Origin of the sequence: Georgfuchsia toluolica, assembly GCF_907163265.1 — a bacterium.
GTDB classification, from domain to species: domain Bacteria; phylum Pseudomonadota; class Gammaproteobacteria; order Burkholderiales; family Rhodocyclaceae; genus Georgfuchsia; species Georgfuchsia toluolica.
The window spans coordinates 1,015,541-1,040,022 of record NZ_CAJQUM010000001.1 but is presented as its reverse complement, the minus strand read 5'-3'; the positions used below and the strand labels follow the sequence as shown (position 1 = coordinate 1,040,022).

Here is a 24,482-nt window from a genome sequence, read left to right as displayed (position 1 = left end):
ATGCGTACTACCGCCCCACACCTGCCGTTCGCCACTTCGCAGGTCCAACGACAGGTAACTGAGTACAGCGGACGTAGGGGTAGCTCGCCCACTAAATGATTTTGAAACCAAGCCGCTCGTCAAGTGCCAAGACCAAGCTGACCAGCGCTATCGAAGCTCTGTGGGCAACGCCATCTGCTGCCACAAGAGCATGCCGCCGTGCAGGTTGGCGACTTCGGTGAAGCCCGCCTCGCGCAGGATCACGGTCGCCTGCCCGGAACGCATGCCTGAGTGGCACACGGTGATCACGGGCTGGTCGCGGGGGACTTCGTCGATCCGCCCCTTGAGTTCGCCAAGTGGTATCGAACGGGCACCGGCAATCTTCCCTAGTTGCCCGTCGATTTCCTCGGGCTGGCGTACATCCAGCACGCAGAGAGCATCGAGGTGCTGCGCCACCCACTCGGGATCGATTTCGAGCAGGCCGGCATAACTCTTGCGGACCGGCCCCCAGTCGGCCGGTTGCGGCACATTGTCATCCTCAGGTTTGCCACAGCGCAGATTGGCCGGCACTGCGATGGCGATTTGCTTGGGGTGTGGCAGGTTCATGTTCTGCATGAACCCGACGAAATCCTGTTCGTCGGCTTGGCCGCCGATACGTGGGTTGTACGCCTTTTCCTCACCGACCGAGGTGACGGTGCGGCCGCTGTAGTCGTGGGCAGGGTAGATCAGGCAATCGTCGGGTAGGCTGAAAATCTGTTCGGTTATCGAGTGAAACAGTCGGCTGGCGTTTCCCTGCTGAAAATCGCAACGCCCGGCGGCTCGGATCAGCAGGCAGTCGCCGGTGAAAGCCAGGTGGTGGTCGTCGGTGATGAAGGTCAGGCAGCCGTCGGTATGTCCCGGCGTGGCCCGGACTTCGAGGTGGCGATTACCGAAATCGACACGGTCGCCTTGATCGAGCCACATGTTGGCCTCCGGCACGGCGGCGCCATAGCGCTTTGAGATGCCGATCAGGCAGCCGGTGGCATGCTGCATCAGCCAGCTACCGGTCACGTGGTCGGCATGGCAATGGGTATCGAGAGAAGCGACCAGCGTCAGCCCGAGCTCCTGGATCAGCGCCCGGTCGCGCAGATGCTGTTCGAACACAGTGTCGATGATGACTGCTTGGCGGGTCGCCGAATCGCCCAGCAGATAGGTATAGGTGGACGACTCCGCATCGAATAGCTGCCGAAAAATCAGGTTGCCGTACATGGATGAATACCCTCCGGGGATGCGACAAACAATTGATGGGGTGAGACGCATACGACAGTTCAACCATAGCCTGCGTGTAACCCACTTTTCAAGCAGAGCGAGTTTCCCCGGTTTGGTGATTCGATCTGCGAACCAGGGAAATCGGCTTCGGACTGGATGTTCCAGATTGTCCCTGTAAATCGTCCTTCCGGCAGGTTCCGAAGTACATCGGCCAGACGGATGGCGGCTTTGTAGAGTGAGCGAAGGTCGGCAGTTGGCCGATTGTACTCATTCGCCAACACGTTCGGAAAGCGGTCATCATGAAGCGCGCCGCCAGCCAAGGGCAGGCGATGCGGTCGATCCTGGGGGCGTTGGCGGGTGATCCATTTCATCCTGCACCTCCGGCAAGCTTGATGACGAGGCCGATCAGTGCGCAGGCGCCGATCACATGGACCACGTTGCGCTGATAGCGGAACAGCGCCACGGCCGCGGCGATGGCGATGAGCGCCGATATTGCATCGAAGCTTCCGGCGAAGCCCTTGGGCCACAGCACGTGATAACCAAAGAACAGCGCGAGGTTGAGTATCACGCCGACCACGGCGGCGGTGATGGCGGTGAGCGGCGCGGTGAACTTGAGATCGTTGTGCGTGGTTTCGATCAACGGGCCGCCGGCGAAAATGAACAGGAAGGAAGGCATGAAGGTGAACCACGTCACCAGCGAAGCCGCCACCGCGCCGGCGAGGAACTGACTATTGGGGCCGAACACCGCCTTGACATAACCGCCGACGAAGCCGACAAAGGTCACCACCATGATCAGCGGTCCCGGCGTGGTTTCACCCAGCGCGAGGCCGTCGATCATCTGCGTTGGCGTGAGCCAGCCGTATTGACCAGCGGCGCCCTGATAGACGTAGGGCAGCACGGCATAGGCCCCGCCAAAGGTGAGCAGCGCGGCCTTGGTGAAGAACCAGCCCATCTGCGTCAGCGTGTGCTGCCAGCCGCAGGCGGCTGTCAGCAATGCCATCGGGATCAACCATAACAGCGCACCGACGACGGCGATTTGCGCGAGGCGGAAATAAGAGAAGAGCGCGTGTTGCGGTGTCGGCGTGTCGTCGCCGATCAATGCGAGGCCATAGGATTTTTTTGCCGCGGCATGGCTGCCGCTGGCAGAGAACTTGGCAGGAGTGATATGCCCGCCGACGTAACCGATCAGCGCGGCCACGGCCACGATGGCGGGGAAGGGCGCATTGAGCGCGAAGATGGCAACGAAGGCCGCCGCCGCAATGGCCCACAGCAGGCTGTTCTTCAAGGCGCGCGAACCGATGCGGTGCGTCGCGTGAATGACGATGGCCGTCACCGCAGGCTTGATGCCATAGAACATTCCGGCTATCAGCGGCACCTCACCAAAGGCGATGTAGATCCATGACAGCGCGATCAGGATGAACAGTGAAGGCAGCACGAACAGGCCGCCGGCGACGATGCCGCCCCAGGTGCGATGCATCAACCAGCCGATGTAGGCCGCGAGTTGTGTCGCCTCGGGGCCGGGCAGCACCATGCAGTAATTCAGTGCATGCAGGAAGCGCCGCTCGGAAATCCAGCGCCGGCGCTCGACCAGTTCCTGATGCATGATCGCGATCTGTCCCGCCGGGCCGCCGAAGCTGATGAAGCCGAGCTTGAGCCAGAAGCGGAAGGCTTCGGCAAATGAAACCATCTTGGGAGTTTGTGTGTTCTTGTTCATTCCTGTTGTAATTGGTCTGCGGTGAGATTGATCGCTAGAATCGCCAGCAGCAAGGCGATACCGGGGAAGAAGCTGATCCAGTAGTTGCCCGACATCAGGTACTGGAAACCGTTGGCGATGAGCAGTCCGAGCGAAGGCTCGGTGACCGGTGCGCCGAGGCCGAGGAAGGACAGTGTGGCTTCGAGCGATATCGCCGCCGCGAGTTGCAGGGGCAAGAGGGCGAGCAGCGGCGGCAGGCAGTTGGGCAGCAGGTGGCGCAGCAGGATGCGCGGCGTCGACAGGCCGAGCAGGGTCGCCGCCTCGATGTAGTCCTTCTTTCGCTCGACCAGCGCCACGGCGCGCATGGTGCGGGCGAAATAGGCCCACTGCACGGCGGCCAGCGCGATCACGATCTTGCCCAGCCCCGGCCCGCTCAATGCAAGCAGCATCAGCGCGATGAGGATCGAGGGGAAGGAGAGTTGCAGATCGGCGAGACGCATCAGCAGCGCGTCAATGCGTTTGCCATACCAGGCGGCACACAGGCCAAGCAGGCCGCCGATGAGGAAGGCGCTGCCGCTGCCGGCAATACCTACACCCAGGCTGATGCGCAAGCCGTAAATAATTGCCGAGAACAGGTCGCGCCCCTGTTCGTCGCTGCCGAGCAGGTACAGCATGTGCGATGCGCTGCTGCGGCTGCCGGGCGGCAGCCGTGCATCGAGGATGTCGAGTTGCGCGAGGTCATAAGGATTTGTCGGCGCCAGCCACGGTGCGCCGAGTGCGACGATGGCGAGCAAGGCGAGCAGGACATGAAATGGCCGTGGGTTTCGCGCGAACTTAAGGAAACGCCAATTAAGTATCCCACCGTTCGGGTTGAGCCCTTTGGCTTCGCTCAGGACAGGCCTGTCGAAACCCGCTTCTGGTGCGGCTTGCGCTTCGACCGGCTCAGCGCGAACGGACTTGCTCGGCGTTTCCTTAAGCATGTCCGCTGTCCTCGTTCAGCTTGATGCGCGGATCGAGCAGCGTGTAAATGATATCGACGCCGAGATTGATGGCGACGAACAGCGTCGTCGTCACCAGCAGGTAGGCCACCACGACCGGTCGGTCGAGCGCGTTGATGGAATCGATCAGCAGCTTGCCCATGCCCGGCCAGCCGAAGACGGTTTCGGTGACCACGGCGAAGGCGATCAGCGAACCGAACTCCAGCCCCATCAGCGTGACTAGCGGGATAGCGATGTTTTTCAGCACATGTACGCCGACGATGCGCGATTGCGCCAAACCGCGGGCGCGGGCAAAGCGCACGTAGTCGCGGCCGAGGGCATCCGCCGCGCCGGCACGGACGACGCGGATCATCAGCGCAGTGTTGAACAGCGCCAGATTGATCGCGGGCAGCAACAGATGCTTCCAGCCTTCGATAGAGAGAAAGGACACGGGAATGCCGAGCAGTGTTTGTCCGGCGACGCGGCCGCCCGGCGGCAGCCAGCCCAGTTGCACCGCGAACAGCAGGATCAGGAGCAGGCCGACCCAGAAGGTCGGCAGCGAAAAACCGAGCATGGAAAGCAGCGCAACGCCACGGCTGAATATGCCACCAGGATGTACGGCAAGGCGCAAGCCGAGCGGTACGCCAAGGCCGACGGCGATCAGCAACGCCACGCTGGCCAGTTCCAGCGTCGCCGGCAGGCGCTCCGCGATCAGGTCAAGCACCGGGGCGCCCTGCACGAAAGAGCGGCCCAGATCGCCGCTGGCCGCGCGTTCGACGAACAGCAGGTATTGCCGCCAAAGCGGCTGGTCGAGCCCGAGCGCATGCGTGGTGCGGGCGATATCGTCGGCGCTGGCCTGCGGATCGATCAGCAGTTCCACCGGGTTGCCGATGAGGTGGATGGCGCAAAACACCAGCAGCGACACCGCCATCAGCACGAAGGCGGCATGGAGGCAGCGGCGCAGAAGGAATGCCATGGTTATCCTTGAAAAAGGCAATTAGCCACAGAGGACACAGAGGGCACAGAGAATACAGAGGAAAGGCAAAATCCAGGCATTCGGATGATCGGTGTAAACATTGCCAGTAGTGCGATACATTGATATTGAAACATCAATTCATAGCCGTCATCCCACGGGGATTCCCTTCGGTCATTCCGGACGCCGCGTCGTGAGCCGAAGCCCCGGGCTTGACCCGGGGGGCGAGCCGGAATCCAGCGACTTTTCAAGACTCTGGATTCCCGCCTTCGCGGGAATGACGAGACTTTTTCCATATGTTCCATCAAGAGTGCAGCACTACACTTGATCGTGGGTTTTTCTCTGTGTCCTCTGTGGCCAAGTTTTATTCTTTACGGAACTGCTGCGCGAAGGTGAATTCGTCGACGCGCGGCGTGTAGCGCAGGCCTTTCTTCATGGCCCAGCTCACGATCTGGTGGTGCAGCGGAATGATGGCTACGTCATTGATGGCGCGGGTTGCGGCTTCCACATCCAGTTTTGCACGCTTGCCCTGATCGGTTTCGGCCAGGGCCTGGTTGATGGTCGCATCGACGTCGCGATTGCTGTAGCCGCTCCAGTTCCAGGTACCGGCGCCAGTATTCGTGTCCGGTGTGCAGACGATGTTGCGCAGGGCGAGGTCGCTGGCGAGGGAGCCCCAGCCGAGCAGGCCGACGCTGTAGGCGCCCGCGCGCAGCTTGCCGAAATAGACGGCGAGCGGCAGGGTGACGACCCTGCTGCGAATGCCGATGCGGGAATAGAACTGCGCAATGGTTTGCAGCACCTGGCCATCGTTGATGTAGCGGTTGTTGGGGCCGTGCAGGACGAGGTCGAAGCCGCCGGCATATCCGGCTTCGGCCAGCAGGCGCTTGGCGCCCTCGGGATCATAGGCGGTGGGCTGCAGGGCGTCGGCATGGCCGAAGATGCCCGGCGCTACCAGGTCGGCGGCGGGGATGCCCAATCCTTCCAGCGTATGCTCCACGAGTGCGTTGCGGTTGATGGCCTTCGCCATGGCCAGCCGCACGCGTTTGTCCTGCAAGGGGTTGCGCGTGAGCGGCTTGCCATGGCTGTCGCTGATGTCGGGCGTCACGCCGCGGCCCTGGTCGAGTTGCAGGAACAGGGTGCGCCACGAGACGCGTTGCTCGATGCGAAACCGCGCATCGTGCTTGAGCCGTTGCAAGTCGGCGACGGGAACGGCTTCGATGGCGTCGGTCTGCCCGGCCAGCAGGGACGCAAGCCGCGTCGCATCGTTGGTCTGGATGCGGAAGGTCACCTTGTCCCAGGCGGGTTTCGTCCCCCAGTAATGCTCGTTGCGTGCCATCTCGATACTCTCGCCGCGACGGAAGGCGACGAAGCGGTAAGGCCCGCTGCCGACAATGGCTTTGCCGCTGTTGAAGTCCTCGCTGGTGGCGCTGGCCGCCGCGCGTCTGGAGACGATGAAGACCGAGGCAAGATTCAACGGCAGCGGGCCGTAGGGCTGCGCCGTGACGATTTGCAGCGTATCGGCGTCGATGACGCGTTTGCTCTTGATGGGCTTGGTGAAGGAGGTAAATGGGCCGGGACTGTTGACGATGGCCGCCGGGCGATCGAGCGAAAACAGCACATCGTCGAGGGTGAGATCGGAGCCGTCGCTGAATTTCACGCCACGGCGCAACTTGAATTCCCAGGTCGTGGGATTGATGGTTCGCCACGATTCGGCGAGACCCGGAATCAAATGCCCATCGGCATCCACTTCGACCAGCGTATCGAAGAAGTGGCTGGCGACGGCATTGTTCGAGGCGACGTTGAGGTAGTGCGGATCTAGCGAGGAGACATCGGCCGCAAGTCCGATCGACAGGTCCGCGGCACCCGTGCCGGCGCAGGTGAACAGCAGCAGCAAAAACAGAAAACGGTGCGGACGCATTTATTCCAGCGCCGCGATGATTTTCGCGGCCAACTGTTCGAGTTTTGCACTGTCTTCCAGTACCGTCGCATGGAAGCGCATGAGTTCGCCTTCGCGGCGCGGTATGACATGAAAATGCACATGCGGTACGCTCTGCATGGCGGCGGCGCCATTGGCTTGTGCGATCAGCACGCCCGGCACATTCAGGGCCTTGCGTACCGCCGTGGCGATTTTTTGCGTGGTCAGAATGGTGGCCGTCAGGCTGGCGGGCGACAGCTCGAAAATCATGGCGGCGCCTTCCTTGGGGATCACCAGCGCGTGCCCCTCGGTTTGCGGCATGATGTCCATGAAGGACATCGTTTGTTCATCTTCGTAAAGCTTGATGCAGGGCAGTTCGCCGCGCAGGATTCGGGCAAAAATATTTTGCGGATCGTAGGACATGGCAATCGGCCTTGGCGGTAAGGTTGTAAAGTATCGCTATGTTTGTGCAGCCTGCTGACCGGTAAATGATACTTACTCAGGAGGACGTCATGACGAGCTACTCGGCATTCTATCGGCAATCCATTGAACAGCCCGATGCATTCTGGACAGAGGAAGCCAGGCTGGTTGATTGGTACAAGCCCTTCCATCAGGTCTGCGATTATTCGCGGCCGCCCTTTGCCAAGTGGTTCGTCGGTGGCGAGACCAATCTTTGTCATAACGCCGTAGACCGCCATGCCGCTGCACGGCCGCATGATGCGGCCCTGATTTATGTTTCCACCGAGACCGGCCACGAGATTACCTATTCCTTCGCCGAATTGAAGGCCGAGGTGATGTGCATGGCGGCGATCATGCAGTCGCTCGGCGTCGGCCGCGGCGACCGTGTGCTGATCTACATGCCGATGATTCCCGAAGCGGCCTTTGCCATGCTCGCCTGCGCGCGCATCGGTGCCGTGCACTCCGTGGTCTTCGGCGGCTTTGCTCCGCACTCGCTGGCGCTGCGCATCGACGACGCGCAGCCGATGCTGATCGTGTCGGCGGAAGCCGGCATTCGCAATGGCAAGGAGATCCCCTACAAGCATCTGCTCGACGAGGCGATCGAACTGTCGCAGATGCCGCCCAACCGCGTGCTGATGATTGACCGCGGTCTGCACAAGGGCTGGAACAAGGTGGCGGGGCGCGATGTCGACTACGAAACGCTGCGCGCCGAACATCGCTATGCCGAGGTGCCAGTGACCTGGCTCGAATCCTCGGAGCCTTCCTATATTCTTTATACCTCCGGCACCACGGGCAAGCCCAAGGGCGTGCAGCGCGACACCGGCGGCTACTGCGTGGCCCTGGCCTCGTCGATGAAGCGCATCTATTGCGGTGAGGCGGGTGAGACCATGTTCACTACCTCCGACATCGGCTGGGTGGTGGGCCATTCCTACATCGTCTATGGGCCGCTCATTGCCGGCATGGCGACCATCATGTACGAAGGATTGCCGATCAACCCAGACCCCGGTATCTGGTGGCGGCTGGTGGAGAAATACAGGGTCAGCGTGATGTTCTCCTCGCCGACGGCGATCCGGGTCTTGAAGAAGCACGACCCGGCCTGGCTGAAGAAGAGCGATCTCTCCAGCCTGAAGCATCTTTTCCTCGCCGGAGAGCCGCTCGACCAGCCGACGCACGAATGGATCATGAGCGGACTGGACCGGCCGGTGATCGACAATTACTGGCAGACCGAGACCGGCTGGCCGATCCTGTCATCGGTGCATGGGGTGGAAAAGACGGAGATTCGCTACGGCACGCCGGCGTTTGCGGTCTACGGCTACAAGCTCAAGATCTTCCGCGAAGACGGCACCGAATGCGATGCCAATGAAAAGGGCATAGTCGGCATCGAGCCGCCGCTGCCGCCGGGATGCCTGTCGACCGTGTGGGGCGACGACGAGCGTTTTGTGCGCACCTATTTCAGTCTTTTCAAGGAACCTCTCGTGTATTCCTCCTTCGACTGGGGCATTCGCGATGAGGACGGCTACCATTACATCCTCGGCCGTACCGATGACGTCATCAATGTCGCCGGGCACCGGCTCGGCACGCGCGAGATCGAGGAGGCGATCCAGTCGCACCCGGCCATCGCCGAAGTGGCCGTGGTCGGCGTCAAGGACGAGGTCAAGGGCCAGATGCCAGTCGCTTTCGCCGTGGTCAGGGACGCCGCGCGAATAGCGACAGCGGAACTGTGCAAGGCGCTGGAAAAGGAAGTCATGCTGGCTGTCGACGCCACCCTCGGCGCCATCGGCCGCCCGAGCCGGGTGCATTTCGTCGGCGGCCTGCCCAAGACCCGTTCCGGCAAGATGCTGCGCCGCTCGATACAGGCCATTGCCGAAGGGCGCGATCCCGGCGACCTGAGCACACTCGATGATCCGAATACCCTGGCCAACATCAAGGCGCTGCTCGGATGATTTAGTTTTTGACTTGAGGCGCGTTTCACGTAAAATGCGCGCCTTCTTCGCAGGCGCGTAGCTCAGCTGGTTAGAGCACCACCTTGACATGGTGGGGGTCGTTGGTTCGAGTCCAATCGCGCCTACCAATTTTTCCGCTTAATCATGCGGTTCTTCGGTGAAATTGGTAATATAACTACGGCATGGAAAAGTGGCTGAAAACGGCTACAAAATGCCACAGTGGGCCACAATTTAGGCCATAGCACGGCGCGCATCCCATGTGGAGTTATTGGCATAACTGGCCAGTTATTCAAACGCGAGGAGGGCGTATCCGCACAACTCCACAAGCAATCTCCCGCCTCTGGCCTCATAGGGATCGATCGTGGGGCCTTTCTTTCTGTGGATATGCCAATAAATATTTTTGCGTCCAGTTTGGGAAAAGGCGAAGGTATCAAATGGCAGGTTCCGCCCCATTGCTGCCGGTCACCTCTAAGAGAAGCAGACTTTCAACATAGAAGTCACCGGCGCTGCGCGGCTTTATCGCGCAGCGCCCGTGTGGACTGCCGGGTTATGCAGCACGTTGAGTTACCTCGACGTACACGACTTCAAAGCACGGCGGAAGCGAGACAATGTTCAGCGAGTTACGCGCGAACGAGTTTTCATAGAGCCGGACGATTGGTCCGGTTGCAGAATGCCGAAGGTGTCCGACGGCGCTGAAGGAAGTATTGTGGTCGTCGCGGAGCAAGGAATTGCGACCGTGGTACGAATCTACGATTCGACTGTCTTTGAGTTCCACTGTCATTTCGCCGTACATAGCTGCGATGAAATCATGCTGCTCAGTGCCGAAAAGCTGCATTGGATCGAGATTGTTGTAAACCAAAAGGATGCTAGGTGCCCCGTGCTTTGCGCCCACCTGAATCTGCTTCCGTGAGTCAAGAATTTTCTGTCGGATGTGCGCCCCGACGGTCCTTGAACTGACCCCTCCCGACATCTTGAAATTGTCGTCTTCGTCAATTTGCTTAACTTCAAAATAAAAACTTTGGCCATTCAATGAAACGATATAGTCAGGCGTCCGAGTCTTTTCAACGGGGACTCTCTTCCACGATACCGCATGGCTATCGCAGAACGATTCGAAAATGTCTTCAGCCTCGGGCTTAGAAGTCATAGCTGCAAATTTCGCTCAATAACGAGCGCTCTCGCGCAGCGCCCATCGACCGAACCTCGATGAATTTGCGTCATGCCGATTTTTTGGTTTGAACACGTCTGGTCATGTGGGCTGTCGCCTCTGGAAGCCAGCCATTTCTTTGTGCTGTAGCCCATGCGCTCTGATTCGCACCAAACCACTCCATAACACCCGTGAAGAGGCGAGCGTCCTCTAGCACACGCTCTTTCGTCCAGTAGCCTTTGGGCTTCTGCAATTGCGCCATGTGGCTCGTAGCCTCTTCCTTCCATCCATTGACACAAGCTACTTGATAGGCGGCATTGCCGCATGCTTTCCAATCCCTGATACAACCGTATTTCAAGGCGTCTACTAAAATGGCTTCTTTCGTCCAGATACCAAGCGACGCCAATATCTTTTTCTCATTCTCTGTAAGTGCATGTTTTGTCCACTTAAGTGGTTTGCCCTTCATGGCTGCAATGTCAGTCAGTTTGCTAATGATCGCTGACTCAATCTCTTTGACTTTGGAGCAATCCAGCTCCAAATAATGAAGCCCAATCCTTTCGGCGTAAGACCTCTTTAGTGCATCACGTCTCTGCTGCCCCGCCAAGTTCTTGCGATACATGCTGGTTTTCGAAGTCTCGAAATGCTGCCGACCTTGAAATTCAATCACAAGCCGAAAGGTCGGTAGGTAGAAGTCGAACGGAAGATGCTTCTTATCTCTTAAGTCACCGAACCTCTTTTGATATTCAAAGGCAATATCATGCTGGAGCAAGAAGGAATACATAGTGTGCTCGCCATGGGAAACTATCTTAACCATGTGTGCTGTGGCATCCTTTATCCAGCCATTTCTCTTCGCCGCATCATAGGCGTCACCAGCAACCAAACTCCATGCGGCGACTGTTGAGAAGCCAAGCGCGCTTTCGATAACTCGCTCCTTCGTCCAATATCCTGAGGGCAGTCTTTCACGCGTCATATGGGCGCAGCAATCTTCCAGCCATCCCCGCGCGCTAGCCGTCGCATAAGCACTTGCGTTCGCTTTCTTCCAATCCGCCGGCGTCTGGTACTGCTGTGAATTTTCCTTGAGACGCAGCAGCGTCCAGTAACCCATAGGTACTTTCGGGCTAGTCATGTGAGAGCAAGCCTCGGCGAGCCATCCATTCCGTTGGGCCGATGTAAAAGCACCTCCACTGGCTCTTGCCCATTCAGCTTTGTAGCGGTACTTTTTGGCATCCACGAGAACGTTCTCTTTCATTGCCCAGAACCCCCGTTGGATATACTTCTTACTCACGACTGCCCTCTACTTCCACCAACAAGTATGTGTTTCGCCGCTCCGTTACCCTCACTTCGCGCTCTTGCCGCATAACGTTTGAGTTAGAGCGCATCGGCTGCATGCCATTGCTCCAAAAGTTGTTTGGATACTTGCGCAACGTAGTCCATTGACACGCCATGCTTCTGAACGAAGGCCGTGGTTTCTGCATCAATGAACTTGAGCAATGCAAGAGATTCATCGGCCATGGCTTCGAGCCTTGCAAGGAGAGCGACCATTGCTTTGCCATTGTGAATTACGTTGCGACTGTCAGCGCGAGAGCGATGCACCAGCCAGTTTCTTTCGGAAAGAAGTTTCGTGAATCGTTTTTCAATTTCAGGCGACACGAGACCAGCCTTGGCAATTTGATGCAGCGTGGTTCCGAACGTCTTGCCTTGTGCCTTCTCAACAAGATCGTTCCCTTCCGCGAGGCCCATGCCTTTTTTGGCCTGCGCAAGTAAGACAAAGTAGCTAGCGGTGACGCCCTCCAATTCTTGGAGTTGCCACAAGGCAAAGCCGATGCTTTGAGTAACTGTGGCCAGACGATCAGCCTTCTCGAATTGTTCGGCAAGAGTGGTCATGCGCTCTAACAGTGTTTACACGGACACTGAGGCCGTATAACAATTGATATTGATGACGTCGAAAACTCTGTGCTAAGTGCATCATTGTCAATTACTTGGCATTCTTGCCGTCAGTATAACAACTCCAATATACCGGACAGCTGTGGATAAATTGGAAGGGGTTGTGTGAGGCTGAATGACAGCTCTCTGGAAGTCTGGGCGACGACTGCTTCTGGCCGTTTTGCGACATTCGTAATTCTAAAACAATATCTTGTTTTCATTATTCGGATTTCAGGCGTTACCCGTGAGAATGGGATCATGAATGCTATCCGCAGACAAATTGGCTAAATCCGCTCCTGCACCGGCATATCAACCATAGCGCCCACCCGTGACATGCAGCACCTCGCCGCTAATGAAGCCGGCGCGCTCGCTGGCCAGAAACACCACGGCATCGGCGATGTCTTCGGGCTGCCCCACGCGTTTGATTGACTGCATCTTCATGGCTTGTTCCTTGATGGTCTCGTAGGTGGGCAGCGTCTGCACCATCTCCGTTTCGATGACTCCAGGCGCGATGCAGTTGACCGTAACGCCGAAGCGGCCTTCCTCCTTCGCCAGCGCCTTTGCCATGCCAATCAGGCCAGCCTTGGCGGCCGAGTAATTGGCCTGCGTCGGGCTGCCCAGGTGCGCGCGCGAACTGATGTTGATTACGCGCCCCCAGCCCTGCTTGATCATGTGCGGCATCACGGCTTTGGTCGCGAGGAATGCGCCCTTGAGCATCACATAGATCACCAGATCCCAGTCTTCCTCGCTCATCTTGACGAGGTAATTGTCGCGCGGGAAACCGGCGTTGTTGACCAGGATGTGCACGCCGCCGAAGGTGGCGACGGTTTCGTCGACCAGCCGCTGTACGTCGGCGGCCTTGGTGATATCGCCAATCACGCAGTGCGACAAAAGGCCCTCGGCACGCAGCTTCGCTGCGGTTGCTTCGGCCTCTGCGCGCAGGATGTCGGCGACGACGACCTTCGCTCCTTCCTGGGCAAGCCGTCTTGCGGTGGCTGCCCCCAGGCCGCGGCCCGAACCCGTGACGATCGCAACCTTGTCCTTTAATCCCAAATCCATATTCGATTCCTTCTGTGCCAGTGCATATCCATACGCGTGTTGTGCTATTGTCCGCGGCGAAATAATCTTTCCGTCGCCCCGGCGTTTGGGTTAACTTGTCAACGCTATTCTATTGGTCTAATAGAGGTAACTATGATCGAACTTCACTCTACCCCCACGCCAAACGGCCAAAAGGTCATGATCTTTCTCGAGGAGAGCGGACTCGAATGGAGACATATTGATGTCAATATCCGCTTGGGCGAACAGTTTGGTCCAGAACACCTGAAGCTAAACCCGAACAACAAAATCCCCGCCATCGTGGACCTTGAAGGCCCAGGCGGCGGTCCTTATGCAATGATGGAGTCCGGTGCGATTTTGATCTATCTCGCAGAGAAAACAGGCAAATTCCTGCCCAAGGATGCGCGTAAGCGGTATGACACGCTGCAATGGCTTATGTTTCAGATGGCGCATATCGGCCCGATGTTCGGTCAGGCCAACCACTTTAACAACTACGCAACCGAAAACATTCAATACGCCAAAGATCGCTATAACAGTGAATCGGTACGGCTGTATCGGGTGCTCGATAACCGTCTTAGCAACAGCAAATGGATTGGCTGTGATGAATACACCATTGCCGATATGGCTACGTATCCGTGGGCCAAGGGGCATAAGGACCGAGGCATAGACAAGGCTGCTTTTCCGCACTTCATTCGCTGGTTTGAGTCCATGGAAGCACGACCGGCTGTACAGCGAAACAACAAAATGGCAGCCGAGATACTCCTGCGGATGGAAAAGGATGCGGAAGGCAAAACACCCATCAACATTTTCGATACAAAGGACAACGCAGCGCGACTTACACACGCAACAAGAACCTGAACCAAGACATCCAAGCAGTTGGTAGCAGCCGTTTGTTGTAAAAATCCGGAGTGCCGGCGTTGATAACGGCAGTGGGGATAATGTTGGATTCAATGATTTTAATTATCGAGGATTGATCATGACCATATCGATGTACGAAGCCAGTGTTCCACGCTTGATAAATCTGTTGCGCAACCTGGATGCAATACTCGCCAAGGCAAAGGCCCATGCGGCGGCGAAGAAAATTGACCAGAACGCCCTTCTTTCCGCCCGGCTGTTCCCCGACATGTTTCCTTTGGTCAAGCAGGTTCAAATTGCCACTGATCATGCCAAGGGCGCCGTGGCGCGGCTTGCCGGTATCGATGTTCCCAAGTACGAAGATGCCGAACAAAGTTTCGATGAGCTTCAGGCACGTATTTCCAGGACGATCGTTTTCGTGGAATCCATCGGCGCCCGGCAGATCGATGGATCGGAGGAGCGCGAAATCCAATTCACGATTGGCGGTCATGACCTGAAGTTCACGGGCATGACTTATCTGCTCGGTTTCGCCCTGCCCAATTTCTATTTCCATTTGGTGACGGCTTACAACATCCTCCGTCACAACGGCGTGGAAATCGGAAAGCGCGATTACATAGGTAATCCGTAGATTCCTGTTGGACTTGCATTCCAGCCTGTAGATGCCGGGATTCCTGATCGGCCTGACATCAGCACTGCAATAACCAGGGCACACAGGGGTCCAGCGCGGCTACTGCGGCTGCCATGGATTCATGCAGCACCTGCTTGCGTTCCGCCCCCATGTTTCTCAACCAGATCGACAAGGTTCCTTGCGGGTGAAAATTCCATTCCGTGGGAGCGACGATGATGTAGTCGCTGGTGATTTCGCCCCGCAACGAAACTTCATGCATCAGCAAGCCCCTGGCGGTCTGTATCAGGGCGCGACCCCGCCCGGGGGCAACCGGATGCGCGCTGGCATCACCGGCTTGCAGAGATATGTTGTCGTCCTGGGCAAAAAGCAGGAGTTCCCTGAGCCGGGCGGCCTTTCTTTGTGCCAGCGGGCGATTGCGCAGCATCGAAACCAGCGCGGAATCGCACTGGCGTGCTATTGCGCCGGTTTCAGCGGCGCTGCCCTGCCAGACGGGCAGTGCGGAAAAAACGCCGTCCAGCCGGGGCCAATGGCTCAGGCTTTCGGCTGCCTCCAGCGCCGGCAGGAGGGGAACCGCCGCCGGATGCGGTTCAAAACCATGCGGTTGAAACCCCCGCGCCAGAACGCCGGGTTGGGCAGTGGCCCAATCGTCAAGGGCTCCCGATGTTTCGAACGCCAGCCAGTCTCGTGGTGGCATGCCGAGCAAAGGCTCAATAAAATTCGCCAGGGCGGCAGACGGGTTCTCGGCCTGGAGGCAACGGCATCCTGCGGCGAGGAGCTGTCCATCCTCGACTCCCAGCAGATGCCACAGATGTTCCCTGGCGGATTCCCGCGCCACCTCTTCGTTGCGATGGCGGGCAATGGCTTCGCCGCGGGCGGCCTTCATAGCCAGCGATGCGGCCAGCCCGTGGGCCTTGCCGCATACGGCATACAGCAAAGGCACCATTTTCTCCACTGCGGATGCCGGCTTGTTGTCCAGCACTGTGGACACGTCAGGACGATGGCATTCCACCTGTACGCTTGCAACGCGCAAGCCGTCGGCAGACAAGGCCAGATGAAGGCGAACGAAACCCGGTTCCATGCTCATGGGATTCCGGGCAAGAAATCCGCCACGCGGGCGGGCACGGCGAGACACATCAGCGTTTCCCGCATTGCACGATCCGCTGCAGGGCGACCCAGGCCTGGCCGAGCGAAATGCCACCATCATTGGGAGGCAATTGGCGCGCAAACAGGCCGCGGCGGCCGCTATCTTCAAGCAGGACACTCAGATGACGAGTGAGAATGGCATTCAGGCAACAGCCGCCGCCGAAAGCTACTGTCCTCGCCGCCGGTGCCAGCGCAGAAATCCAGTCGACCAGGGCATGTGCCAGGGTGAGGTGAAAACGGGCCGCCGCCTCTTCGCGGCTGCCGTCCCATTCCGCCAGGCGGGCCAGCAGGGGCAACAAGGAGAGCTGGTTTTTTTCGATATGCCAGCTCTGCCCCCAAATCCTGAGCGCTCCCGAATGTCGCGCGGCGCAGCCTTCCAGCAGCATCGCGGCCTGGCCTTCGAAGCTGGTGTTGTCGCATAAGCCGAGCAGGGCGGCGGCAGCATCGAAGACCCGTCCCAGGCTGGAAGTCAGCGGCGCATTAATCCCCCGCTCCAGCAGCGTATTCAGTTGGGCGGCGGCGGGGTGGGCGGCGTACCGTAGGGCAATTTCATCGCCTCGCCCCAGGCGATGCAGCACTGCCGCCGCCATCCGCCACGGCTCGCGTGCGGCGCGGTCGCCCCCGGGCAAAGGCAAGCAGGTGAGGTGGCCGAGGCGGGCGAAACTGCCGTCGTCGTCAACGCTCAGCAATTCTCCGCCCCATGGCGTGCCGTCGCTGCCCAGGCCAACGCCATCAAGAGCGCAGCCAATCAGGGTATCGCTGACGCCATGCTCGACAGCCAGGGCGGCCAGATGGGCATGATGGTGCTGTACTTGAATGAGGGGCAGATTCCAGCGTTCGGCCAGAGCATGGGCCAGGCGGGTGGAATGGAAGTCCGGATGCAGATCGCAGGCGAGCGCTTCAGGACGAACATCAAGGATGCCGCTCAGATGCTCCACCGTCTCTTCGAGAAAGGTGCAGGTAGCGGCATTATCCAGGTCGCCAATATGCGCGGAGACGAAAGCTTCATCGCCCCTGGTGATACAGAGGGTGTTTTTCAGCGCTGCTCCCAATGCCAGCACGGAGGGACCGGAGAGAGGCAATTTGATCGGGCACGGCGTGTAGCCCCGGGCGCGGCGGAGAAAGGCCGGACCCGAGGCTGAGACGCGCATCACACTGTCGTCGCAACGGAGAAGAATGTCTCTGTCATGAAGCAGGAAGGCGTCGGCAATGCCGGACAACCTTTGCAGGGCTTCATTGTTGCCGGTCACCAGCGGTTCGCCACCGGGGTTGGCGCTGGTCATCACCAACAGCAGCGACTGCGGGTCGCGTAGCCAGTCGGTGCCTGCAGGGCGCCCCGCCGCTTCATGGAATAGCAGCCACTGGATGGGAGTGGCGGGCAGCATGGCGCCGAGCCACTGAATCCCCGGTGCGATCCCTGCCAGTTCGATGCCAGCCTTGGGCAACAGCACGACGGGTCGTGCCGGCGCTTGCAGCAAGGCCTGGGCCGCCGCGTCGCAATTGGCGAATGGCAGGAACGAAGCCGCATTAGCCGCCATGACGGCAAAAGGTTTTTCTTCGCGCGCCTTGCGCTCGCGCAGACGGGCTACGACATTGGCATTACGGGCGTCGCAGACGAGATGGAAGCCGCCCAGGCCCTTGATGGCGACAATGGCTCCCCGCTGCAGCAAATCCAGGGTCGCGACGATGGCATCGCCCGGTAACGGCCCCCCGGCGGGATTCAGCAATTGCAGTTGGGGTCCGCAGTTGGGGCAGCAGAGGGTTTCGGCATGGAATCGGCGGTTGCCGGGATCGGTGTATTCGGTCTTGCAGTCCGGACAGAGAGGGAATTCCACGAGGCTGGTATTGGCCCGGTCATAGGGGAGGCGACGGGTCAAGGTATAACGCGGGCCGCAATGGGTACAGGTGATGAAGGGGTGACGCCAGCGCCGATCGGCAGGTTTGAAAAGTTCATCCAGGCAATCGCCGCAGAGGCCTGTGTCCTGGCCGATGGCCGTGGTGACTGCGCCGCCGCCGCTTGCGGCGATGACGAAGTCCCCATGGCCGCGGGCTGGTGCCGACACTGCGCATACGTCTTCCACCCGGGCCAGGGGCGGCGCTTCCCGGCGCAGGCGGTCGATCAGGATGTCGAGTTGCCTGGTCTCTCCTTCGGCGGCAATTTCGACTCCCGCTGCGTCGTTGCGCACCCAACCGGCCAGCTCCAGTTCCCGCGCCAGTCTCCAGACGAAAGGACGAAAACCTACGCCCTGAACCAAGCCGGTGACACGAATGTGGCGGGCTTCGGTCATTCCACGAGCCGGTAGTGGCTTGCATGGGGTGCAGCGGGCTGCACCTGGCTTGCCCGGGCCAGCCCCTCATCGATCCATGCCAGCCATTCGTCCATGCCTTCTCCGCTGGTGGCCGAGGTGCGGATGATCCGCAAGGCCGGGTTCACCCGGAGCGCAAAGGCGATGGCTTTATCGACTTCGAAACTGAGGTAGGGCAACAGATCGCATTTGTTGAGCAGCATCAGGTCGGCGGCGCGGAACATATCCGGATACTTGAGCGGCTTGTCTTCGCCTTCGGTGACGGAAAGGATTACCACCTTGTGGGCTTCTCCCAGGTCGAAGGCGGCAGGGCAGACCAGATTGCCGACATTCTCGATCATCAGCACGGAGCCTTCGCGCAAGGGCAACTTTTCCATCGCGCGGCCCACCATGCTGGCATCCAGGTGGCATCCCTTGCCGGTGTTGATCTGGACGGCGGGGGCTCCGGCGGCGCGGATGCGGGCCGCGTCCTGCTCGGTCTGCTGGTCGCCTTCGATCACCGCTACCGCGTAGCGTCCGCTGAGGAGTTCGATGGTCTTGCATAGTAGCGTGGTCTTGCCGGAACCGGGGCTGGAAACCAGATTGAGGGCGAAGATGCGCTTCTCCGCCAGGATACGGCGGTTGCCTTTGGCATAGGCGTCATTCTTCGACAGGATGTCCCGCTCGACCTGCACCATGCGCGCCGGCGCAAGGCCGGGAGCATGGCTGTGCTGTGCCTGAGCGGGATGGACATGGCCCCGATGGGGCCGATAGACGAAGCCGCGGTCGCGTTGGCCTTCGCCGTCGATATGAACTTGATCGCTACCGCAGCCGCAGGTGGTACACATTTCGTCTACTCCACTTCCAGTTCCTTGACGCGCATCTCCGTCCCGCCGGTGACCTGCAACTGGTAACCGCCGCAGCGGGGACAGGCGTCGAGGCTCTCGTTCATGGGCACGGTTTCAGCGCACTCCATGCACCAGCCCTGCCCGGGCAGGGCCAGGATTTCCAGCCTGGCGCCTTCCGCAATGCTGCCCCGGGTTACGGCGTCGAAGCAAAAGCGCAAGGCTTCAGTTTCCACGGCGGCAAGCTTGCCGATTTCAAGCCAGACACCGGTTACCCGCTGGAAGCCTTCGCGCTTTCCGGCTTCATCTATCAGTTGCAGTACCCCTTCGGCGAGGGACATTTCGTGCATGGCTTGTTCTTTTCTTATAGTCACTAACAACTTCAATCATGGCAAATCGTGCGAAGAATATCGAGCGTAGCGAGCCAATCAGTCGCCTCCCCGCGAGGGGAGGATGGGAGGGGCGGGCCTTCAATTCGCCTTTCCGGCCAACTACCAAAGCTCTCCATCGAAGCCTCGCCTGTTTGGTTCCGGCTTGGCCGGTTTCCGCGCTGGCCGGTGGTAAAGAAATCCTACCACGGCAGGACGCGCCGCCCGGCCTACCAGGTATGCACGTCGCCGCCGTCCGTCGCGGCAATTTCATCCATCAGGGCCAGGGCTTGCAGCGCCTGTTCTGCTTCGATCCGTTCGAAGGCCAGTCCGCCGGCGCGTACGAGCAGGTAGTCACCGATGCTCACTTCCTCGTCCAGAAGCATCAGGCTTACCTGTCTTTGGCAACCGTAGGACTCGACGGTGGCCATTACGCCATCAAGAGCCACGATGCGGGAAGGGACGGCCATGCACATGTCAAATCACCGCAAGCGCACGGGGTTGGAGCGGGACGCCAAACGCTGCGAGTTCTTGCACCGCCATGCTGACCATTTCGGAAATTCTGGCGGCTACTGTCGGTGTCAAATCGGTACCGAGTTCCAGGTTTTCCGGTTCGATGCCGATGAGCACAATCCTGCCGGGCAGGTTGCCGGCAAATTCAAGACTGGCCAGCACATCGCAGATGCTGACCTGGTGCGGAGAAAGCTTGGCGCGAAAAAAAATCGGCACTTCTTTTCCGCTCAATTTGACCAGAGTGCCAGGCGTGCGGCCGGCCTTGACGGCATCCAGAACGACGAGAAAATCCGTGTCCGACAGCGGCCCGAGCAACTCCATCCCCGCTGTGCCGCCGTCGATCACCTCGACGTTATCGGGCAACTCGTAGGCGGCTTCCAGTGCCGCTGCGGCATGCACGCCGGCACCCTCATCGGACAAAATGGTGTTGCCGATTCCGAGAACGACGACTCTCACGCCTCTTGCTCATGTCGGGGAGCGGATGTGGCGCTCATTTCGCCCGCACCGTGATTGCCGCGCCGTTCTGGGTATCCGTCAGATGAATCGCGCAGGCGATGCATGGATCGAAGGAATGGATGGTACGCAACACTTCGAGAGGCAGTTCCGGATTGGCAATCGGATTGTCCTTCAATGACGCCTCATAAGGCCCCGGTTCATCCTTCTCGTTGCGCGGACAGGCATTCCAGGTGGAAGGAACCACGCATTGGTAATTCTTGATCTTGCCATCCCCGATGACGACCCAGTGGGACAGCACGCCGCGCGGCGCCTCGTGGAAACCGACTCCCATTTGTTCGCCTTTCGGGAATACCGGCTTGTTGAAAGTCTTCAAGTCGCCCTTGGCCATATTGGTCAGCAGGGCGGTCCATTGATCGGCCAGCATGTCGACCATCACCGCGCACCGCACCGCGCGTGCGGCATGGCGGCCGATGGTCGAGTGCAGCGCATCGACGCCGACCTTTGTCTTGGCCAGCGACGACACGGTATCCAGTGCCAGCGTGGCGTATTTTTTGGTTGGTTCATGGCCGGCGGCATACATGCAAAGGACATTGGCCAGGGGACCAACCTGGGCCGGCTTGTTATAAAAGGTCGGCGATTTGAGCCATGAATACTTGCCGTCGTCCTTGAAGTCGGTGTAGTTCGGTTTTGTCTCGCCTTTGTAAGGATGCAAGGGCCCTTCTCCCGCGTAGTCATACCAGGAATGCTTCACCGATTCCTTGACGCCTTCGCGCCAGAACTCGTCGTTGAAGCTCTTGATCGGCTTGAATTTGGCAATGTCGCCGCCTTCGATGTAGCCGCCGGGCAGGGCGAATTGGGCGCCTTTTTCGTCAAGGGGGATGTCCGGCACGCAGAGGTAATTGGTAACGCCGGCGCCATACCTGGTCCAGTCGGCGTAAAAGGCCCCGACTGCCGCAACGTCGATCAAGTAGACGTTTTTGACGAAATCCGCCAGTTCGTCGATCCAGCCCTTGATGGCCAGCAAGCGCTCGACGGTCAGCACGGCTTGTGAATCCGTCGCCAGCGGATTGGAGACACCGCCCACGGCCAGGTTCTGGATGTGGGGCGTCTTCGAACCGAGGATGGCAACGATCTTGTTCGCCTTGCGTTGCACATCCAGTGCCTGCAGGTAATGCGCCACTGCCAGCAGGTTCACCTCGGGTGACAGCTTCATGGCCGGGTGACCCCAATAGCCATTGGCAAAAACACCCAGTTGGCCACCGTTCACAAAACCCGCCAGACGGGCCTTGACCGCCCGCATTTCATGCTTGCTGTTGCCGGGCCATGACGAAAGGCTTTCCGCCAGTTGCGCGGTCTTGTCCGGATCGGCCTTGAGCGCCTGTGTCACGTCCACCCAATCGAGTGCCGACAGGTGATAGAAATGGACGATGTGGTCGTGCACCGCATGGGCGAGGATGATCAGGTTGCGGATGTATTGCGCATTGAGCGGGATCGGCAACTGGAGCGCATTCTCGACGGCCCGCACCGAGGCGATCGCGTGCACTGTCGTACAAACGCCGCAGATGCGCTGAGTGATGGTCCAGGCGTCGCGCGGATCGCGGCCGAGCAGGATCAACTCGACCCCGCGCCACATCTGGCCCGAAGACCAGGCCTTCTGCACCTTGCCGCCCTCCACGTCTACGTCAATGCGGAGGTGACCTTCGATACGGGTGATGGGATCGATCGTTATGCGTTGAGACATTTTGTTGGTCTCCAGTTAACGTGGAAGAACATGGAATGAGGTGACTTGTTCCAATCGAGCGTAGCGAGCCGATAGTCGCCTCCTCCGCGAGGGGGAGGGCGGGAGGGGGCGGGTCTTCAATTGCTTTTCCAGCCAAGTGTCAAAGTCCTTCATCGAAGCTATCCCTGTTTGGTTCCAGTTCGGCCGGCTTAAGCATGAGCTTCTTCCCGGGGCAGAACCGGAAAGCGGCGCGTAATGACAATGTAAAGGAGCAACTCAGTGGCGAACATGCCTGCCGTGACAAGGATTTCGGCAAGCGAAGGAAAATAATGGAAACCTGATCCCTTGTCGTAGCCGATCAGATAGCCGTTCAAGCGGAGCAGCGAACCGCCCAGCATCAGCAGGATGCCCGCCAGGAGAAGTCGGGCCGGATTGCGGCGCTGGGTCTCGCGGCCGATGATAAAAAGCGGGATGGCAAAGCAGGCGGTTTCCAGCCAGAACATCACGCTTTCCAGGCCCCAGTGAAACGCCCGCGCGATTTCGCCGCGTGCTATCAGATCGCCGAAACGCGCCAGAAGATAGAAAACAACGATGCCAAGCATCACCTTGGCCAGCGGCGTCAATATATGCACTTCAATTTTTCGCACATAGGCGCTGGATGCCAGGCAGGACTCGAACAAAACCACGGCGTAGCCCATGCTGACGGCCGTCAGCAGGTAGAGCATCGGCACGATCGGCGTCTGCCAGAGCGGATTAACCTGACCACCCATCAGCACCATCAGCGTACCGAGCGCGGATTGGTGCATCATCGGCAACAAGGTGCCGAGCGCGACAATGAAGAACATGGCCTTGGACAACCGGTGCCTGGCGCGGGCCCAGCCGAACTTCTCCATGATGGCTGGCGAGAACTCGATCCACATGACGCCGATATAGGCCGTGATGCAGATGGCTACCTCGAACATGACCGAGTGCGGATTGGCGGACCAGGGCCAATACATATTCCAGATATTCCACCAGCGCCCCAGGTCGAAGATCACGCCGGCGCCGGCCAATGTGTAACCGAGAAGGCTTGCCAGCAATGCCGGACGAACCAGGGGATGGTATTCACTGCGGTTAAAGATATACACCAGCAGCGCCACTGCGAAGCCGCCGCAGGCGAATGCCGAACCGATCATTACGTCGACCACGATCCACATGCCCCAGGGATAGCCATCGGAGAGGGCGGTCACGGCGCCCAGGCCGAAGACAAAACGATAAAGCAGGATTGCAAGCATGAGGACGACCAGCATCCCTGCAACAAGCGTCACCTTGTTGACAAGCGGCCCGCCGATGGGGGCGGGCGCCGGATGCGTGTGCGCGAACATGATCAACCCTCCTTGCCGTGTTCTACGCCGGGGGCCGTCTCGTCCGGCTTGACGTTGCGCTTCGCCGCATACGTCAGCACGCCGAGCAGCACAATCGGCATCACTAGTCCGCCGTATAGCGCTTTTTGCAGGGTTTCCGACTTGGCTGCGGAAGAAGTCGGCGGCAGATCGGGCATGCCCACCTTGGCGAATTCAACCGCCGAGAGTTTGAACACCTGGGTGCCGCCGTATTCCTTCTCCCCATACACATGCTGAATGTATTTTCCAACCGGGCCTTCATAACTGTCGTCCGGGCCGCCCAGTCGACCGCGCGGATAGACCGTCATCGATCCGGGCTTGAGCGCCAGGCGGCGTTTGGCTTCCGCCAGCAGGTCGCTGCTCTTGCCGTAAAGCGTTGCTCCCGTGGGACAGACTTCGGCACAGGCAGAGTAGTGACCGTCCTTGTAACGATGGCGGCATAGCTCGCATTTGCCGATGCGGCCCAGCGGATCGTCATATTGGTATTTCGGAATGCCGAACGGGCAGGCGGCGACGCAATAACGGCAACCAATGCAGCGGCCGGGATCGTAGGCGACGATGCCGGTTTCGGGATTCTTGGTCATGGCCGAGACGGGGCAGGCCGAGACGCACGACGGATCCGCGCAATGCATGCAGGACACCTTCATGAAAGCGTAGCCGTCCTGCTCCCGGTCTTTCTGCTCCATGGTGCCGTTGCGGTACATCTTGATGATGTTGAAGGTGTGGCCATCGGTGTCGAGCGGGGTATCCCACAGCTGATCCTCGGTCGAGAACACCGGCGGGTTGTCGTTGACCTCCTTGCAGGCAGCCACGCAGGCCTTGCAGCCAACGCATATCGTCGCATCGTAAAGCAGGCCGAGTGCCTCGGCCGGTCTGGAATTGGTTTCGCGGGCGCTGGCGCAGTCCGTGGCCGTAAAGGTCGTCAGCGCCGTGCCACCGGCGAGGACTCCCTTGAGAAAATCGCGACGGTTTGCCAT

At 59.4% G+C, this 24,482-nt stretch carries 23 protein-coding genes and 1 tRNA gene; 4 read left to right on the top strand and 20 right to left on the bottom strand.

All coding sequences use genetic code 11. The features are described 5' to 3' along the window. Positions 1-147 precede the first annotated feature (147 nt). The 7 genes from K5E80_RS04885 to K5E80_RS04855 all read right to left on the bottom strand — a co-directional run bounded on the left by K5E80_RS04885 (position 148) and on the right by K5E80_RS04855 (position 7,208). Positions 148-1,227, bottom strand: coding sequence for a rhodanese-like domain-containing protein (locus K5E80_RS04885; protein WP_220635102.1), 1,080 nt, complete (start codon positions 1,225-1,227; stop codon positions 148-150). A gap of 59 nt (positions 1,228-1,286) precedes the next feature. Then, positions 1,287-1,598, bottom strand: coding sequence for a hypothetical protein (locus K5E80_RS04880; RefSeq protein WP_220635101.1), 312 nt, complete (start codon positions 1,596-1,598; stop codon positions 1,287-1,289). Further along, the gene (chrA, locus tag K5E80_RS04875) at positions 1,595-2,941 is read right to left on the bottom strand and encodes a chromate efflux transporter (protein WP_220635100.1); all 1,347 of its coding nucleotides are present in this window, start codon (positions 2,939-2,941) and stop codon (positions 1,595-1,597) included. Before chrA ends, K5E80_RS04880 begins: the two co-directional genes overlap by 4 nt. Beyond that, positions 2,938-3,900 carry an ABC transporter permease gene (locus K5E80_RS04870; protein WP_220635099.1) on the bottom strand — a complete coding sequence of 321 codons (963 nt, stop codon included), beginning with the start codon at positions 3,898-3,900 and terminating at the stop codon, positions 2,938-2,940. The genes chrA and K5E80_RS04870 overlap by 4 nt, the downstream gene beginning before the upstream one ends. After that, complete coding sequence (locus K5E80_RS04865; RefSeq protein WP_220635098.1) at positions 3,893-4,873, bottom strand: ABC transporter permease; 981 nt, start codon at positions 4,871-4,873, stop codon at positions 3,893-3,895. Before K5E80_RS04865 ends, K5E80_RS04870 begins: the two co-directional genes overlap by 8 nt. 361 nt (positions 4,874-5,234) lie before the next feature. After that, positions 5,235-6,788 carry an ABC transporter substrate-binding protein gene (locus K5E80_RS04860; RefSeq protein WP_220635097.1) on the bottom strand — a complete coding sequence of 518 codons (1,554 nt, stop codon included), beginning with the start codon at positions 6,786-6,788 and terminating at the stop codon, positions 5,235-5,237. Continuing rightward, positions 6,789-7,208: an HIT family protein gene (locus K5E80_RS04855; protein WP_220635096.1), complete on the bottom strand. Its 420-nt coding sequence runs from the start codon at positions 7,206-7,208 to the stop codon at positions 6,789-6,791. An 89-nt stretch (positions 7,209-7,297) separates the two neighbouring features. Here K5E80_RS04855 and K5E80_RS04850 point away from each other — a divergent pair, with 89 nt between their 5' ends. Beyond that, positions 7,298-9,187 (top strand): propionate--CoA ligase, encoded by a 1,890-nt coding sequence (locus tag K5E80_RS04850; RefSeq protein ID WP_220635095.1) that lies wholly within the window; start codon positions 7,298-7,300, stop codon positions 9,185-9,187. 51 nt (positions 9,188-9,238) lie between these two features. Next, a tRNA-Val gene (locus tag K5E80_RS04845) sits at positions 9,239-9,315 on the top strand. Between the two features lie 419 nt (positions 9,316-9,734). On the opposite strand, the gene K5E80_RS04840 is transcribed toward K5E80_RS04845, so the two are convergent. From K5E80_RS04840 to K5E80_RS04825, 4 genes are all read right to left on the bottom strand, one after another. Beyond that, the gene (locus K5E80_RS04840) at positions 9,735-10,331 is read right to left on the bottom strand and encodes a hypothetical protein (RefSeq protein ID WP_220635094.1); all 597 of its coding nucleotides are present in this window, start codon (positions 10,329-10,331) and stop codon (positions 9,735-9,737) included. 70 nt (positions 10,332-10,401) lie between these two features. Beyond that, complete coding sequence (locus K5E80_RS04835; RefSeq protein WP_220635093.1) at positions 10,402-11,580, bottom strand: PDDEXK family nuclease; 1,179 nt, start codon at positions 11,578-11,580, stop codon at positions 10,402-10,404. Positions 11,581-11,699: 119 nt separating this feature from the next. Next, complete coding sequence (locus K5E80_RS04830) at positions 11,700-12,215, bottom strand: hypothetical protein (RefSeq protein WP_220635092.1); 516 nt, start codon at positions 12,213-12,215, stop codon at positions 11,700-11,702. A gap of 348 nt (positions 12,216-12,563) precedes the next feature. Beyond that, entirely contained in the window at positions 12,564-13,313 is a 750-nt protein-coding gene (locus K5E80_RS04825; RefSeq protein ID WP_220635091.1) for an SDR family NAD(P)-dependent oxidoreductase, read from the bottom strand. 132 nt (positions 13,314-13,445) lie between these two features. On the opposite strand from K5E80_RS04825, the gene K5E80_RS04820 reads away from it, so the two are divergent. Continuing rightward, entirely contained in the window at positions 13,446-14,168 is a 723-nt protein-coding gene (locus K5E80_RS04820) for a glutathione binding-like protein (protein ID WP_220635090.1), read from the top strand. Between the two features lie 118 nt (positions 14,169-14,286). Then, entirely contained in the window at positions 14,287-14,793 is a 507-nt protein-coding gene (locus tag K5E80_RS04815; RefSeq protein WP_220635089.1) for a DUF1993 domain-containing protein, read from the top strand. A 58-nt stretch (positions 14,794-14,851) separates the two neighbouring features. Here the strand turns inward: K5E80_RS04815 and K5E80_RS04810 are convergent, their stop codons facing one another. The 9 genes from K5E80_RS04810 to hybA form a co-directional block, all read right to left on the bottom strand. Further along, positions 14,852-15,877 carry a hypothetical protein gene (locus K5E80_RS04810; RefSeq protein WP_220635088.1) on the bottom strand — a complete coding sequence of 342 codons (1,026 nt, stop codon included), beginning with the start codon at positions 15,875-15,877 and terminating at the stop codon, positions 14,852-14,854. A 49-nt stretch (positions 15,878-15,926) separates the two neighbouring features. Beyond that, positions 15,927-18,224, bottom strand: a complete 2,298-nt coding sequence (gene hypF / locus K5E80_RS04805; protein WP_220635087.1) for a carbamoyltransferase HypF — start codon at positions 18,222-18,224, stop codon at positions 15,927-15,929. Further along, positions 18,221-19,069, bottom strand: coding sequence for a hydrogenase nickel incorporation protein HypB (hypB, locus tag K5E80_RS04800; RefSeq protein WP_220635086.1), 849 nt, complete (start codon positions 19,067-19,069; stop codon positions 18,221-18,223). The genes hypF and hypB overlap by 4 nt, the downstream gene beginning before the upstream one ends. A 5-nt stretch (positions 19,070-19,074) precedes the next feature. Beyond that, positions 19,075-19,416, bottom strand: a complete 342-nt coding sequence (hypA, locus tag K5E80_RS04795) for a hydrogenase maturation nickel metallochaperone HypA (protein ID WP_220635085.1) — start codon at positions 19,414-19,416, stop codon at positions 19,075-19,077. A gap of 248 nt (positions 19,417-19,664) precedes the next feature. Further along, positions 19,665-19,904 carry a HypC/HybG/HupF family hydrogenase formation chaperone gene (locus tag K5E80_RS04790; protein ID WP_246590871.1) on the bottom strand — a complete coding sequence of 80 codons (240 nt, stop codon included), beginning with the start codon at positions 19,902-19,904 and terminating at the stop codon, positions 19,665-19,667. A 7-nt stretch (positions 19,905-19,911) separates the two neighbouring features. Continuing rightward, positions 19,912-20,403 (bottom strand): HyaD/HybD family hydrogenase maturation endopeptidase, encoded by a 492-nt coding sequence (locus tag K5E80_RS04785; RefSeq protein ID WP_220635083.1) that lies wholly within the window; start codon positions 20,401-20,403, stop codon positions 19,912-19,914. A gap of 34 nt (positions 20,404-20,437) precedes the next feature. After that, entirely contained in the window at positions 20,438-22,144 is a 1,707-nt protein-coding gene (locus K5E80_RS04780; RefSeq protein WP_220635082.1) for a nickel-dependent hydrogenase large subunit, read from the bottom strand. Between the two features lie 188 nt (positions 22,145-22,332). Continuing rightward, a complete protein-coding gene (gene hybB, locus K5E80_RS04775; protein WP_246590870.1) occupies positions 22,333-23,487 on the bottom strand; it encodes a Ni/Fe-hydrogenase cytochrome b subunit in 1,155 nt (384 codons plus the stop codon). Positions 23,488-23,489: 2 nt separating this feature from the next. Next, positions 23,490-24,482, bottom strand: a complete 993-nt coding sequence (hybA, locus tag K5E80_RS04770; RefSeq protein ID WP_220635081.1) for a hydrogenase 2 operon protein HybA — start codon at positions 24,480-24,482, stop codon at positions 23,490-23,492.